The sequence below is a fragment of the Cupriavidus necator A5-1 genome, assembly GCF_000744095.1.
In the GTDB taxonomy this organism is placed as follows: domain Bacteria; phylum Pseudomonadota; class Gammaproteobacteria; order Burkholderiales; family Burkholderiaceae; genus Cupriavidus; species Cupriavidus necator_A.
Genome location: NZ_JQLI01000008.1, coordinates 2,432,134 through 2,446,656, shown reverse-complemented (window position 1 = coordinate 2,446,656; position 14,523 = coordinate 2,432,134). Strand labels below are relative to the sequence as shown.

Genomic DNA, 14,523 nt, shown 5'->3' with positions numbered 1-14,523 from the left:
TCTCACCGGTCAGACAGCTTGATATCAGTGAAGTCGACCTTGCCCAGGTCTGGAGTCTGACCACGGGACGGTAGAGGATCACTTGCCTTTCCAAATATAGGTCGGCCGGTCGACTAGGCAAATGCCGGGAAAGCGTGCGCCGAAGTCACGCGCACGTCATCGGATTCGCACGCTCGGGTTCCGCCCTGCCCGCTCGGGAAATCTGACTGCAATGGAATAAATGCCCCGATCCGTACGCCTGCGGACGGCATTCCTCCGCACCCTGGCTCATATTTCACAGCGGTGCGCCTCCTTCAAGCGTCGTGAAATAAGGCCGTGGCTGACGAAAGTTCCCGCGGCAACAATGGTGCCACGGCGTTTTTTTGCTTCCCGAACCGAGGAATGTCCCGTCCATGAACCTGAACCTCTCATTCCTGCTGCACGCATCTGGCGCGCCCTCCGTGCTGCCACCATGGGACAGCATGGCGCCGGTACGAGAGGAGTTGTTCGGCATCGAACGGCTGGAGCAGCACGCGCAAAGCCTCGCCGCCGCCCAGCCGGTGACCGCATCGCCGCCACGCGTGCCATCCCTGCGCAGCCGGCTCAGCGACAATGCGACTGTCCTGCTGGCCGCCTATCGGGCGAGCGCTGCCGAGGTGGAAGGCGGCGCCGAGGTGGCGCCGGCGGCGGAATGGCTACTCGACAACTATCACATCGTCGAGGAGCAGATCCGCGAGATCCGGGACGACCTGTCCCCCGGCTACTATCGCCAGTTGCCCAAGCTCGCCGACGGGCCATTCGCTGGCTATCCGCGCGTTTTCGGGGTGGCCTGGGCCTTTGTCGCCCACACTGACAGCTACCTCGACCCCGACATCCTGCGCCGCTTTATCGCCGCCTATCAGCGCGTCCAGCCGCTGACGATCGGTGAGTTGTGGGCGGTTGCGATCACGCTGCGCATTGTCCTGGTCGAGAACCTGCGCAGGCTCACCGGGCAGATCACCGCCGGCCGGGTTGCCCGCGCCGATGCGGATGCGCTGGCCGTGCGGCTGCTGGCCACAGGGGGCGCCCGCACGGCACTCGAAACCGATATTGCCGCACGCCCCGCTGCGCCGCTGTCCGAGTTGTTCGCCGCGCAACTCGCCAGGCGCCTGCGCGACCAGGACCCGAGAACCATGCCGGCACTGGGCTGGCTTGAGAAGCGCCTCGGGCTGCAGGGCACTTCGGTCGATGAGGTGGTGCTGCACGCGCAGCAGCGGCAAGGCGCCTCCAACGTGACGGTGCGCAACATCATCACGAGCATGCGGCTGATGTCCGATATCGACTGGGCCGAGTGGTTCGAGAGCGTCAGCCTGGTCGACGCGCGGCTGCGCGCGGGCAGCGCCTTTGCCGGGATGGATTTCCCGACCCGCAACCTGTACCGCAACGCAATCGAGGAACTCGCGCGCGGTGCCTCGTGCCCGGAACTCAGGGTTGCCGATCTGGCGCTCAGCGCCACGCCAATGCCGGCGTCCTCAGCGGGTGAGGTGGACGATAGGGTCGACGCGACCGAGGCCGGTCACCAAGCCGATCCGGGCTATCACCTGATCGGCCCCGGCCGCTGCGCGCTCGAACGAGCCATCGGGTTTCGCGCCCCGCCCCGCCTGTGGATCAGCCGCTTCAGCAAGCAACTGGGCATCGGCGGCTACGTCGGCGCACTCCTGCTCGCCACGGCCGGCCTGCTGGCGTTCGCGCTATGGATCTTGCCGGCTGCCAGCCTGGCGCCCGGCTGGCTTGTCCTGCTGGGCCTGATCTGGATCGTACCGGCCAGCGAGGTCGCTGCAACGCTGGTCAACCGCGCGCTTGCCGGGCGACTGGGTGCGACGATCCTGCCCGGCCTGGAGCTCAAGGCGGGCGTTCCGCCCTCCCTGCGCACGCTGGTGGTCGTGCCAACCCTGCTGACCGGCGAGGCCGACCTGAGCGAGCAGATCGAGCGGCTGGAGGTGCATCACCTCGCCGGCGCAGGCGGCGACCTGAGCTTTGCCTTGCTGACCGATGGCGTCGACGCGGACCAGGAGGTGCTGCCTGCCGACGCCCACCTGCTTGCCGTCGCCAGCGCGGCGATCGCCCGGCTGAACCAACGCCATGGCCCGGGTCCGGCCGGCGACCGCTTTCTGCTGCTTCACCGCCGGCGCCTCTTCAATGCCGCGCAAGGCCGGTGGATGGGATGGGAGCGCAAACGCGGCAAGCTGCTCGAGCTGAACCGGCTGCTGCGCGGCGCGACCGACACGAGCTACGTCGCCGTCGATGGTCAGGCGCCGCAGGTGCCGGCCGGCGTGCGCTACGTCATCACGCTCGACGCCGACACGCGGCTGCCACGCGACGCCGCGCTGCGGCTGATCGGCAAGATGGCCCATCCGCTGAACCGGCCACGGTTCGATGCGGCCCGGCAGCGCGTCGTGGGCGGCTACGGCATTCTCCAGCCGCGTGTCACGCCTTCGCTGCCGATCGGCCGTGAGGGGTCGCTCTTCCAGCGGATTTTCTCCGGGCCGGGCGGCATCGACCCCTACGCGGCGGCCGCCTCCGACGTCTACCAGGATCTCTTTGGCGAGGGATCTTTTACGGGCAAGGGCATCTATGATGTCGATGCTTTTGAAGCCGCGCTCAGCGGCCGGGTCCCGGAGAACGCGCTGCTCAGCCATGACCTGTTCGAAGGGGTGTTCGCCCGTGCCGGGCTGGCCTCCGACGTCGAGGTGGTGGAGGAGTTTCCTCCGCGCTACGACGTGGCGGCCAGGCGACAGCATCGGTGGACGCGCGGCGACTGGCAACTGCTAGGCTGGATCTTCGGGCACCACAAAGGCATACACGCGGTACCGGCCATCGGCCGCTGGAAGATGCTGGACAACCTGCGCCGCTCGCTGCTCGCGCCCTTGTTGCTCCTGAGTCTGGTGCTGTGCTGGTTCTTGCCCTGGCCCGCGGCGCCGCTGGCGACTGTCCTGCCGCTGGCTGCCATTGCCATTCCGGCCGTCCTGCCGGGCATCTTGTCCGGTCTGCGGCACCGCAGCGGCATGCGCCTGCGCAACCATGTGCAGGCGCTGCTCGCAGACCTGCGGCTAGCCGCCACCCAGACCTTGCTGGGGCTGGCCTTCGTGCCCGACCAGGCCTGGCGCACGGGTGACGCCATCGCCAGGACGCTGGCGCGGCTGGTTTACACGCATCGCCATCTGCTCGACTGGACCACGGCCGCGCAGTCCGCCACGCGCCCGCGGCTGGACCTGGCCGGCTTTTACCGGCTGATGGCCGGCGGCACGCTGCTCGCGCTGTCGATGGCCGCCGCCGGCGTGGGGCTGCTGCCATCGTCTTTGCCGCTCGTGCTGCCCTTCGCCCTGCTATGGCTGACGGCGCCAGCCCTTGCCCTGTGGACCAGCCGTGCGCCGGCCGTTGCGCGCCGGCTCGCCCTGCCGGCGGCCGACGCGCTTGCGCTGCGCCTCACCGCGCGCCGCACCTGGCGCTTCTTCGAGACCTTCGTCACGCCGGCGGACAACATGCTGCCGCCCGACAACTTCCAGGAGACGCCCAGGCCCGTAGTGGCGCACCGGACCTCTCCGACCAATATCGGGCTCTACCTGCTGTCGGCCATCGCCGCGCGCGACTTCGGCTGGGCCGGGACCACCGAAACGGTCGAGCGCATGGAAGCGGCGTTCGCAGCGATGCGCAAGCTGCCGCGCTACCGGGGCCACTTCCACAACTGGTATGAGACGCTGGGCCTGCAGGCGCTGCATCCCGCTTATGTTTCGTCGGTCGACAGCGGCAACCTCGCCGCGCACCTGATCGTGGTCGCCAACGCTTGCGAAGAATGGACGACCTCCCCTGCGCCAGATCCCTGCCACGGACTGGCGGACACTGCGCGTCTGGCAAGCGAGGCCCTGGCTGCACTGCCCCTCGCACACAGCGCCTCGGGACGGCAACTCGGCGGACTACTGGCCGAGATTGACACCATGCTCGCTGGCTCACTCGACATGGCGGCAGGGACGCGGGCACCGGCGCTCTGGGGACTTACGGAGAAGGTTGTCACGCTGGCGCATGACATCGAGCCCGCCGCCGCCGATGACACTGTTGCCGACCTGGCCTTCTGGGCCAGCGCGCTGCAGCGCACCGTCACCGAGCATGAGCGCGACCAGCTGCAGCAGGCTGAAGCGCCGCAGGCGTTGGCCGCCAGGCTGACGGCGCTCGCCCACACTGCGCGCGAACTGGCGCTGGCGATGGACTTTGCCTTCCTGCTCGATCCGGCGCGCAAGCTGCTGTCGATCGGCTATTCGCTTGCCGACAACCGGCCCGATGTCAGTTGCTACGACCTGCTCGCCTCCGAAGCGCGGCTCGCCAGCCTGTTCGCCATTGCCAAGGGCGATGTGTCGACCCCGCACTGGTTCCGGCTGGGACGCATGGCGACACCACTTGGCAAGGGCTCGGCACTGATTTCGTGGTCGGGCTCGATGTTCGAGTACCTGATGCCGTCGCTGGTGATGCGCGCCCCCGCGGGCAGCCTGCTCGAGCAGACCGCGCGCCTGGTGGTTGCGCGTCAGCAGGGCTATGGGCAGTCGCTGGGGATTCCCTGGGGCGTATCCGAATCGGCGTACAACGCCCGCGACAGGGAGTTCACCTACCAGTACTCGAACTTCGGCGTCCCCGGCCTGGGGCTCAAGCGGGGCCTGTCCGAGAACGCGGTGATCGCCCCCTATGCCACTGGGCTGGCGGCCATGGTCGATCCGCAGGCCGCACGCGACAACTACCGGCGCCTGGCCGAACTCGGCGCCCTTGGACGCTACGGGTTCTACGAGGCGCTGGACTACACACGCGCACGCCTGGCCGAGGGCGAGACGGTCGCCATCGTGCGCAGCTTCATGGCGCACCACCAGGGCATGACCATCGTTGCCATCGCCAACGCCCTCGACGACGGCCGCATGCGCGGGCGCTTCCATCGCGAGCCGATGATCCAGGCCTGCGAACTGCTGCTGCAGGAACGCATGCCGCGCAACGTCGCCGTGGCGCACCCCCGCGCCGAGGAAGTGAAGGTCTCGGCGGCCGCGGTACAGCCGCAGGACGCTGCGGTGCGGCGGTTCACGGCGCCGGCAACTGCCAACCCCGTCACCCATCTGCTGTCCAACGGACGCTATACCGTGATGCTGACCACCACGGGAATGGGCTACAGCCGCTGGCGGGACCTGGCCGTGACACGGTGGCGGGAAGATGCAACCCGCGACGATTCGGGCTCCTTCATCTTCCTGCGCGATACGCAAAGCGGCACCACCTGGTCTGCCAGCGCGCAGATGGCGGCCGATGGCGAGCGCGCCGGCGAAGTGGTGTTCGCCGAAGATTGCGCCGAGTTCGTCCGGCACGACGGCAGCCTGACAACTATCCTGGAAGTCCTGGTTTCCGGCGAGGACGACGGCGAGGTCCGCCGCGTATCGCTGGTCAACAACGGGCGCCGCCCACGCGAGATCGAGCTCACTTCCTATGCCGAAGTCGTGCTTGCCGCGCGCGCGTCCTACGACGCGCATCCGGCCTTCTCCAGGATGTTCATCCAGACCGCACACCTGCCCGAGTCCGGCGCGCTGACCGCGACACGCCGCCTGCGCTCGCCCGAGGAGCCGCCGGTGTGGGCTGCCCATTTCAGCGTGGTGGAAGGCGACCTTGTCGCCGATCCCCAGTACGAGTCAGACCGCGCGCGCTTCCTGAAAGACGGCCGCACGCCCGCCGCGTGCGCAGTCGTCTCAGCCGGACTGCCGCTCTCGAACACGGTCGGTACGGTCCTCGACCCGATCTTCTCGCTCAGGCAGCGCGTGCGGATTGCGCCCGGGGGCAGCGCGCGGGTGGCCTTCTGGACCGTCGTTGCGTCGTCGCGCGCCGGTCTGCTGGACCTGATCGACAAGCACCAGGACCGCAACGCCTTCGACCGGGCCAAGACCCTGGCCTGGACGCAAGCCCAGGTCGAGCTTCGCCACCTTGACGTCGACGCGGCCGAAGCGGCCGACTTCCAGCGCCTCGCGGCCCCGCTGCTCTACGCCGATGCCCGCTTCAGGGCACCGCCCGACGCCATCCTGCGCGGCGCGGGTCCGCAGTCGGGACTGTGGCCGCTGGCGATTTCCGGCGACTTGCCGGTTGTCCTCCTGCGCATCGACGAGATCGAGGACATCGTCCAGGTGCGCCAGTTGCTGCGCGCCCACGAATACTGGCGCATGAAGGGGCTTGGCGTCGATCTGGTCATCGTCAACGAGCGCGCCTCGTCCTATATCCAGGACCTGCAGATGGCGATCGAAACCACGGTTCGCAGCAGCCATTCGCAAAGCCAGACGGGCGAGGAAGCGGTGCGCGGATCGGTCTATACCTTGCGTGCCGACATGATGACTCCCGAAGCCCGCGCCCTGCTCCAGTCGGTCGCGCGCGTCGCGCTGATTGCCCGACGCGGTTCCATCGCGGACCAGCTCGCCCGCCTGCCCGGCGTGGCGGCCCCGCTTGCCGTACCGGCGCGGCGCCGCCAGCGCGCACCGCCGTCACTGCCCTCGGTGCCGGCGCAGCCCGGGCTCGAGTTCTTCAACGGCCTGGGTGGCTTCGATCAGGACGGCAGGGAATATGTCGTGGTGCAGAACGCGGAGCGGTCGACCCCTGCCCCATGGATCAATGTGATCGCGAATCCCGGCTTTGGCTTCCACGCGTCGGCCAGCGGCAGCGGCTGCACCTGGGCGGAGAACAGCCGCGACAACCAGTTGACGCCCTGGTCCAATGACGCTGTCGCGGACCCGTGCGGCGAGGCAATCTATATCCGCGACGAGGACAGTCTCCAGATCTGGAGTGCCACCGCGCTGCCGATCCGGGACCAAGGCACCTACACCGCACGCCATGGCCACGGCTACAGTTGCTTCGCGCATGAGGCCGACGGGATCGCGCTGTCGCTGCTGCAGTACGTTGCGCTGGACGATCCGATCAAGATTTCGCGCCTGACGCTGCGCAATCTCTCCGGCACCCCGCGCCGGCTTTCCGTGACGGCCTATACGGAATGGGTGCTTGGCACCTCCCGGGGGGCTTCGGCGCCATTTATCACGACGGCGCCGGACCAGGCCACCGGCGCCATCCTGGTCCGCAACCCGTGGAGCACGGCGTTTGCGGGTCGCGTGGCTTTTGCCGATCTGGGCGGCAGGCAGTCTGCCTGGACCGCCGATCGTACCGAGTTCCTCGGCCGGAATGGCGGCACGGACGCGCCCGCAGTGCTGCTCGGCAAGGCACCCTTGTCCGGCACGACCGGGGCCGGCCTCGACCCCTGCACGGCCTTGCAGTGCAAGGTCGAGCTGCCACCCGGCGAAACCGTCGAAGTGGTGTCGTTCATCGGACAATGCGCTTCCGCCGACGAGGCCAGCGCGCTGATTGCGCGCTATCGCCAGGCAGATCTCGACGCCACACTGGCGACCGTGACCCGGCACTGGCAGCGCCTGCTTGGCGCGGTACAGGTCAGCACACCGGACCGCGCCATGGACATCATGCTCAACGGCTGGCTTCTCTATCAGACGCTAGCCTGCCGCATCTGGGCGCGCGCGGCCTTCTACCAGGCAAGCGGGGCCTATGGATTCCGCGACCAGTTGCAGGACCATATGGCGCTCACCCTTGCCAGTCCCGACGCCACGCGGCGGCATCTGCTGCGCGCCGCCGGGCGGCAGTTTGTCGAAGGCGACGTCCAGCACTGGTGGTTGCCGCATTCCGGGCAAGGCGTGCGAACCAGGATTTCCGACGACCGCGTGTGGCTGGCGTTCGCTACCGCCAGCTATATCGCCAGCTCGGATGACACCGACGTGCTGGACGAGATGGTGCCGTTCCTGGAAGGCCAGCTGCTGGGCCCCACCGAGGCCGACGCCTTCTTCCAGCCAATGGTCTCGGATGTATCGGCCTCGCTGTTTGAACACTGCGCGCGCGGGATCGACGGCTGCATCGCGCATACCGGCGAGCACGGGCTGCCGCTGATCGGCGGCGGCGACTGGAACGATGGCATGAACCTCGTCGGCGCCGGCGGCAAGGGCGAAAGCGTCTGGCTGGGCTGGCTGCTGGCAAGCACCCTCGCCATGTTTGCACCGTTGGCGCAGACCCGCGATGCCGGGCGCGCCAACCGCTGGCGCGCGCATGCGGCCTTGCTGCGCGACGCGCTGGAGCGAGCGGCCTGGGACGGCGACTGGTATTGCCGCGCGACCTTCGACAACGGCACCTGGCTCGGCTCGAAAGAGCGCGAGGAATGCCGTATCGACGCCATCGCGCAGTCATGGGCCGTGCTGTCGGGCGCGGCCGATCCCACCCGTGCCCGTGCCGCGATGGCGTCGGTGGAAAAGTACCTGGTGCGCCGCGCAGACGGGCTGGCATTGCTGTTCACCCCACCCTTCGACAAAGGCGCCCTCGACCCTGGCTACATCAAGGGCTATCCGCCCGGCCTGCGCGAGAACGGCGGGCAATACAGCCATGCCGCGATGTGGGCAGTCCTCGCATTTGCCAGGCTGGGCGCGGCCGACAAGGCCGTCGAACTGTTCTCCCTGCTCAACCCCATCAACCAGGCGCTGACACCTGTAGCGGTCGAGCGCTACAAGGTCGAGCCCTATGTGGTGGCAGGCGACGTGTACTCGGTGGAGCCCCACATCGGCCGCGGCGGCTGGACCTGGTACACGGGTGCCGCGGGATTGATGTATCGCGCCGGGGTGGAGGGTATCCTGGGGATCCGGATCGAGGGAGGCCGGCTGGTCGTTGCCCCTTGTATTCCTGCCTCGTGGCCAGGCTTCAAGGCCACAGTGAACGTGGCGTCTACCCGCTATGAGATCAACGTGGAAACGTCATTGCACCGCGCCAGCGGTGTCTCGCAGGCGATCCTTGACGGCGTCAGCATCCCCTGTAAGGACGGCCAGGCCAGCGTCCCGCTTGATGGGGGCGAGCACACGCTGCTGGTCCTGGTCTAGCCCCCCCGTATCCGGGCAATCAATCCGTACCGGCGCCCCGTCACGCGTACGGCACCGGACTGACGCGAGATCCCATCCGAACTACGCTCTGAGCAGGACACACCAATGACGAGGAATACATCATGAACAAGGATCAAGTGAAGGGCCGGATCACTGAGGCCGCCGGGAAAGTCAGGGAAGCCTTTGGCAAGATGACTGGAAACAGGCAAACGCAAGTGGCGGGAACCCTGAAGAAGGATATTGGCAAGACGCAGGCAGCGTATGGCGACGTCAAGGCGGATATCGAGAAGGCGGAATAAAACGATACGGAGAGAGAGCGAGCACCCGAGCCGGCGCAGCGCCGGCGGGATGGGAAAGGCGACCAGTCGGCTGGCCGCCTTCTCCCGCTTCGGCTTTCGCTCGTTACATGCCGGCGGCAGGAGACACCCATGCTGGACACGACGCTGAATCAATTCCCTCCCATGGAGCAGGAGGCTTTCCGCGAGACCTGCCTGCGCAATGGCGTTGCACCCGACGGATTTACCGTGACCGCAGTTGAAGACGCGGCAGGCGGCCGCACCGTCTCGGTAGGCTTCGGGAGGGAAATCCGCCAATACAACGGAAACCTGGGGGCGCAATGGACTGTCGATTTCGAGGACGACCTGAGATCGCGCGTCTTCGGCTGATGCTGTTGCCGAGGCAGGTAGCACGGCATTCCTCACGGACAGAAATCCTTATCGCCGCGCGCAGCATGGTCCCCTGCATCGGCACGCTTTTCGCTGCCTCCGTACGCTGTCGTACCGCATTCCCACACGCTTTGGCGTACGCTGAATTATTTGCAGAAGCCTGCAGCCGCTGGCAGGAAGACCGCCGGAGCACGCCAATCTCATGGAGTCATCGTGACCATCATCACCAGCGCCGGTCCTCTCATATCGCTGATCGCTGGCATCCTGATTCTTGTCATGCCGCGGCTGCTCAACTACATCGTCGCCATTTACCTTATCGTTATCGGCCTGTTGGGACTGTTTGGCGGACATCTGCGCTGAGCGGCCGCGGTGGCCTGCCTCGTTCCGGATGTCCTTCAGGAGACAATTCCGCAGTCCGGATTTTCTCCCCGTGGCGCCCTCATCTCCGTATAAGGCCGCCCGGTTTAGTCCTCGCCGCCCCCAATAAAAACTGACGTTGCGGTACGGATCCACCTTCTGGGCATCTGTACGCCCGGCCAGTCGAGATACATCATGCGCACCCTGCTCTGTCTTCGCTTCAAGAATGCCGATTCCGCCCGGAAGGGCTGGGAAAAACTGCTTCCCCTTCTGCGCGCGCCGGCCTATGTGACCGGCCCCTGGTTCCTTGGCCGGAGCCTGCGGCCGGTCGAGGGCTTTCCGGGCGCCGACACCACGCACACCACCTTCCGGCATGAAGGTTCGATCGCCGGCTATGCCGCCTTTGCGATACTTGGCCTGGTGCTGGCAGGCTATTACGGCGACCATTCCGCCCCCCTGAGTGGCCTTTTCACCTATGGCCTTGGCTTCGTGGCCTTCGGCGTTTGCGGCTGGCTCCTTGGTGCGTTGTTCGGCGCCACGTTTGCTCGACAGCGGCTGGCGCGGGCGGCTGCGCTCTTGTCGCAGGGCGAACTCATCATGATCGTCGGATGCAAATCCTCCGAGAAGGAAGCGATCAAGACACTGCTATACGATCTGGGCGGGGTCGGCATTGACGAGTACGGCGACTTCTTGCCGCATCTGCGCTTTGGCAAAGGACATGCGATAGCCGGTCACCAACCAGTCTCGCTTATATCCCGTTAGTTGATCACGTGTGCCATGGGATTCCGGCAGGACCAAAGCGAGTACTTCGCTTTGTAAAGTACCGGCTTACGGTCAATTCCCACACGAATGATAAAGGCGTAAATCGCCTGTTCCGGGAACAGTCTTCCCAAGAGTTCCCGGACAGCCATCTAATTACGCACCGTCGGTGAATCCGTCGCGGTTGGTGATTCGCGCCCCATCGGAAAACACATCTCGCCTGTCCGTGACCGCAGCGCCATCGGTGTAGACGTCAAACTTTGTAGCTTTCCCTCCATCGGTATACGGGTCACGCGGCCCCATCGTTCCGGCATAAGCCCCCGCGGCGACAAGTGCGGTACCCAAGACAGCAGACAATATGAGTTTCTTCAGCATCGTTCCACCTCCTATTAGGTGGTTTTTTTTCCCCGGCAAGTTTGAGTTCAAGTATAGGTTGGCTTGGATGGCGTTTTTGCATTGCACAAATTTATATTTGGAACGCTCGGCCCGATGCTAGCGCCAGCTTTACAAACGTGCCGATAACGAGCCATTGGCCTCAGTTTGAAACTGCCTCAAGCGAATCAGGTCCGCCGACGCCCCCATATGGGGGTATCCGGCGCATCACATCCGAATGAAAATTGAAAGGTCGTGAGTTGACCCCCTCTCGGCATTTCCCGTAGCCCGCCTTGTGCGGGCTTTTTTTGTCGGACGGCACCCGATAGCGCGCTCCAGGCGCCTAAGCTTTTTTACGTGCGTACGTACCCCATTCCCCAGGGACCATCATGGCCACGCCAAGCCACGCGAAGACGTCGAATTCATCGCGGATGGCGGAAAGCTCGACCGGGCGATTCTCGTCTTGCAAGGTGGCGGCGCGCTGGGTGCGTACCAGGCAACTGCGCAGGTTTCGTCGAAGCCGGCTTGATGCCTGACTGGATTGCACGTGTATCGTGCTCACGCCCGTTCCCATTCCGATCCAGACGCCGGGTTTCGCCGGCCAGAAGGAGAGTGCGCCATGAGCAACGAAGCAGAGAAGAACCGGCTCGACGAAGCGCAGGCGGGCCGTGCGGCCTGGAAAAAATGGGGGCCCTACCTCAGCGAGCGGCAATGGGGGACGGTGCGCGAGGACTACAGCGACAACGGCGACGCCTGGAACTACTTCACCCATGACCAGGCCCGCTCGCGCGCCTACCGGTGGGGCGAGGACGGCCTCGGCGGTATCAGCGACGACCACCAGGTATTGTGCTTCGCCCTAGCCCTGTGGAATGGGCGCGATCCGATCCTGAAGGAGCGCGCCTTTGGTCTGGCCAACGGCGAAGGCAATCATGGCGAGGACGTGAAAGAGTACTACTTCTATCTCGATTCCACGCCGACGCACTCGTACATGAAGTATTTGTACAAGTATCCGCAGACCGCCTATCCATACAATGACCTCGTCCAGACCAACCGCGGCCGCGGCAAGCATGAGGCCGAGTACGAGTTGCTGGACACCGGCGTGTTTGACGGCAACCGGTATTTTGACGTCTTTGTCGAATACGCTAAGGCGGCGCCTGAAGACGTGCTGGTGCGAATCGGTGTCTTCAACCGCGGCCCGGACGCGGCGCCGCTGCACGTGTTGCCGACCCTGTGGTTCCGCAATACGTGGTCGCAGCCGGGGGGCGGATCGAAGCCGCTCCTCGAACGCGTCGATTCCCCCGGGCAAGCGGCGGTCCGCGCCCGTCACAGCGACCCGTTGTTTCTGGAATCGCTGGGCGAGTATTACCTCTACTGCGACGCCGACGTGCCGCTGCTCTTCACCGAGAATGAAACCAACAACACCCGGCTGTTCGGCACGGGCAACGCGTCGCCCTACGCGAAGGACGGTATCCACAACTTCATCGTGCACGGCGATGCCGCGGCGGTGAACCCCGCGCAGCAGGGAACCAAGGCGGCGCCCCAGTATCAGCTCAACCTCGGCGGTGGGGAGTCGCAAGTCGTGCGGTTACGGTTGACGACCCGGGCGCCGGGCGCGGCATCCGCGCCCTTCAATGATTTCGACGCCGTGTTCGCCGCCAGGCTGGAGGAGGCCGATGCCTTCTACGCGTCGATGACACCGCTCGCGATTCGCGACAACCCAGACCGGGTGAGCGTCATGCGCCAGGCGCTGGCCGGCATGCTCTGGACCAAGCAGTACTTCTACTATGACCTCGGCGTCTGGCTCGACGAGCACGGCGCGGGTGGCCGGTTGCCGAAACTGGAGCGCAGGCGGGTACGCAACAGCGAATGGGCGCACATGTTCAACGACGACATCATCTCGATGCCGGACAAATGGGAGTATCCCTGGTACGCCGCGTGGGACCTGGCGTTTCACATGATTCCGCTGAGCATGGTCGACCCCGACTTCGCCAAGCAACAGCTCGACCTGATGCTGCGCAACGACTATCTGCACCCCAATGGCCAGCTCCCCGCTTACGAGTGGAACTTCGGCGATGTCAATCCGCCCGTGCATGCCTGGGCGACGATGCAGCTCTACGTCCTCGACAAGGAGCGTCACGGTGGCAGGGGCGACATCGAGTTCCTCAAGTACGCCTTCTCCAAACTGCTGGTCAACTTCACCTGGTGGGTCAACCGCAAGGACCGCACGGGTGCCAATGTCTTCGAGGGCGGCTTTCTCGGGCTCGACAATATCGGCGTGTTCGACCGCTCGTCGCCGCTGCCCACGGGCGGTTACCTGGACCAGGCCGACGGTACCGCGTGGATGGTGTTCTTCAGCCAGCAGATGCTGCGCATCGCGGTTGAGCTTGCGTTGCAGGAGCCGCTCTACGAGGAGTTCGTCGAGAAATTCTTCCAGCACACGGTGTTCATTGCCGGCGCGCTGGACAGCGTCGGCGAGCGGAAAGACGAAATGTGGGATGAAGAGGATGGCTTCTTCTACGATGTGCTGCGTTTCCCGGACGGCAGCGCCACGCGCCTCAAGGTCCGCTCCATCGTCGGGCTGCTGCCACTGGCCGCGGTGGCGGTGTTCGAAGAAGATATCCTCGCCAGGCTGCCGAAGTTCCGCGAGCGTGCCAGGCTGTTCCTGGGGCGCCACCCCGAGCTCGCCGCCAACATGCATCTGCCCCAGCAGCCCGGCATAGCCAACCGGCGCATGCTGTCAATCGTTGGCGAGCAGAAGCTGCGTCGTATTCTGGCGCGCATGCTGGACGAAGATGAGTTCTTCGGCCCGCATGGCATCCGCGCGCTGTCGCGCTTCCACCTCGAGCACCCTTACGTCTTTCGCCACGCGGGCCAGGAGTATCGCGTGGCCTACGTGCCGGGCGATTCCGACAGTGGCATGTTCGGCGGCAATTCCAACTGGCGCGGGCCGGTGTGGATGCCGATCAATTACCTGCTCTACACCTCGCTGATACGCCTGTATGCCTATTTCGGCGAGGACTTCAAGGTCGAGTGTCCGACCGGGTCTGGCCAGATGATGACGCTGCTCGAAGTGGCGCAGGAATTGGGCGAGCGCCTGAGCCGGATCTTCCTGCGCGACGGAGACGGCCGCAGGCCCATATATGGCGCGGCGCACAAGTTCCGCGACGACCCGCACTGGCGCGACCTGGTGCTGTTCTACGAGTATTTCCACGGCGACACCGGTGCCGGGATCGGCGCGAGCCACCAGACCGGCTGGACCGGCTGCGTCGCGCGCATCATCCAGGCGAATGCCGTGCTGTCCAAGGACATCCTGCTCACGCCGGGCGCGGAGGTGGGGGTCTTGCGCGCGCTGAGATCCGCTCACAAGGGCCCGGAGTCTGCAATCCCCGGCAATTCTGTCAATCCCGAGAAGGCCAGCCAGGGGGGGTGAC

7 protein-coding genes are annotated in these 14,523 nt (G+C 65.7%); 6 read left to right on the top strand and 1 reads right to left on the bottom strand.

What is annotated here, in order from left to right:
* Window positions 1–392: 392 nt before the first annotated feature.
* From K307_RS35330 to K307_RS35315, 5 genes are all read left to right on the top strand, one after another.
* Complete coding sequence (locus tag K307_RS35330) at window positions 393–8,939, top strand: GH36-type glycosyl hydrolase domain-containing protein (RefSeq protein WP_042885700.1); 8,547 nt, start codon at window positions 393–395, stop codon at window positions 8,937–8,939.
* Between the two features lie 122 nt (window positions 8,940–9,061).
* Entirely contained in the window at window positions 9,062–9,238 is a 177-nt protein-coding gene (locus tag K307_RS35325; RefSeq protein WP_042885699.1) for a CsbD family protein, read from the top strand.
* A 129-nt stretch (window positions 9,239–9,367) separates the two neighbouring features.
* A complete protein-coding gene (locus K307_RS35320; protein WP_042885697.1) occupies window positions 9,368–9,604 on the top strand; it encodes a hypothetical protein in 237 nt (78 codons plus the stop codon).
* A gap of 213 nt (window positions 9,605–9,817) precedes the next feature.
* Entirely contained in the window at window positions 9,818–9,964 is a 147-nt protein-coding gene (locus K307_RS46855; RefSeq protein WP_080745335.1) for a DUF3096 domain-containing protein, read from the top strand.
* 192 nt (window positions 9,965–10,156) lie between these two features.
* Window positions 10,157–10,723 (top strand): hypothetical protein, encoded by a 567-nt coding sequence (locus K307_RS35315; protein WP_042885696.1) that lies wholly within the window; start codon window positions 10,157–10,159, stop codon window positions 10,721–10,723.
* 153 nt (window positions 10,724–10,876) lie between these two features.
* Here K307_RS35315 and K307_RS35310 read toward each other — a convergent pair whose 3' ends face one another.
* The gene (locus tag K307_RS35310) at window positions 10,877–11,095 is read right to left on the bottom strand and encodes a hypothetical protein (RefSeq protein ID WP_042885695.1); all 219 of its coding nucleotides are present in this window, start codon (window positions 11,093–11,095) and stop codon (window positions 10,877–10,879) included.
* A 616-nt stretch (window positions 11,096–11,711) separates the two neighbouring features.
* On the opposite strand from K307_RS35310, the gene K307_RS35305 reads away from it, so the two are divergent.
* On the top strand, window positions 11,712–14,522 hold the full coding sequence (locus K307_RS35305) for an MGH1-like glycoside hydrolase domain-containing protein (RefSeq protein ID WP_230626282.1): 2,811 nt from the start codon (window positions 11,712–11,714) through the stop codon (window positions 14,520–14,522).
* The last annotated feature ends 1 nt before the right edge of the window (window position 14,523 follow it).

Coding starts and splice junctions, on each gene's coding strand:
- K307_RS35315 (WP_042885696.1), top strand. CDS start 10,157: ATGCGCACCCTGCTCTGTCTTCGCTTCAAGAATGCCGATTCCGCCCGG.
- K307_RS35325 (WP_042885699.1), top strand. CDS start 9,062: ATGAACAAGGATCAAGTGAAGGGCCGGATCACTGAGGCCGCCGGGAAA.
- K307_RS35330 (WP_042885700.1), top strand. CDS start 393: ATGAACCTGAACCTCTCATTCCTGCTGCACGCATCTGGCGCGCCCTCC.
- K307_RS35320 (WP_042885697.1), top strand. CDS start 9,368: ATGCTGGACACGACGCTGAATCAATTCCCTCCCATGGAGCAGGAGGCT.
- K307_RS35310 (WP_042885695.1), bottom strand. CDS start 11,095: ATGCTGAAGAAACTCATATTGTCTGCTGTCTTGGGTACCGCACTTGTC.
- K307_RS35305 (WP_230626282.1), top strand. CDS start 11,712: ATGAGCAACGAAGCAGAGAAGAACCGGCTCGACGAAGCGCAGGCGGGC.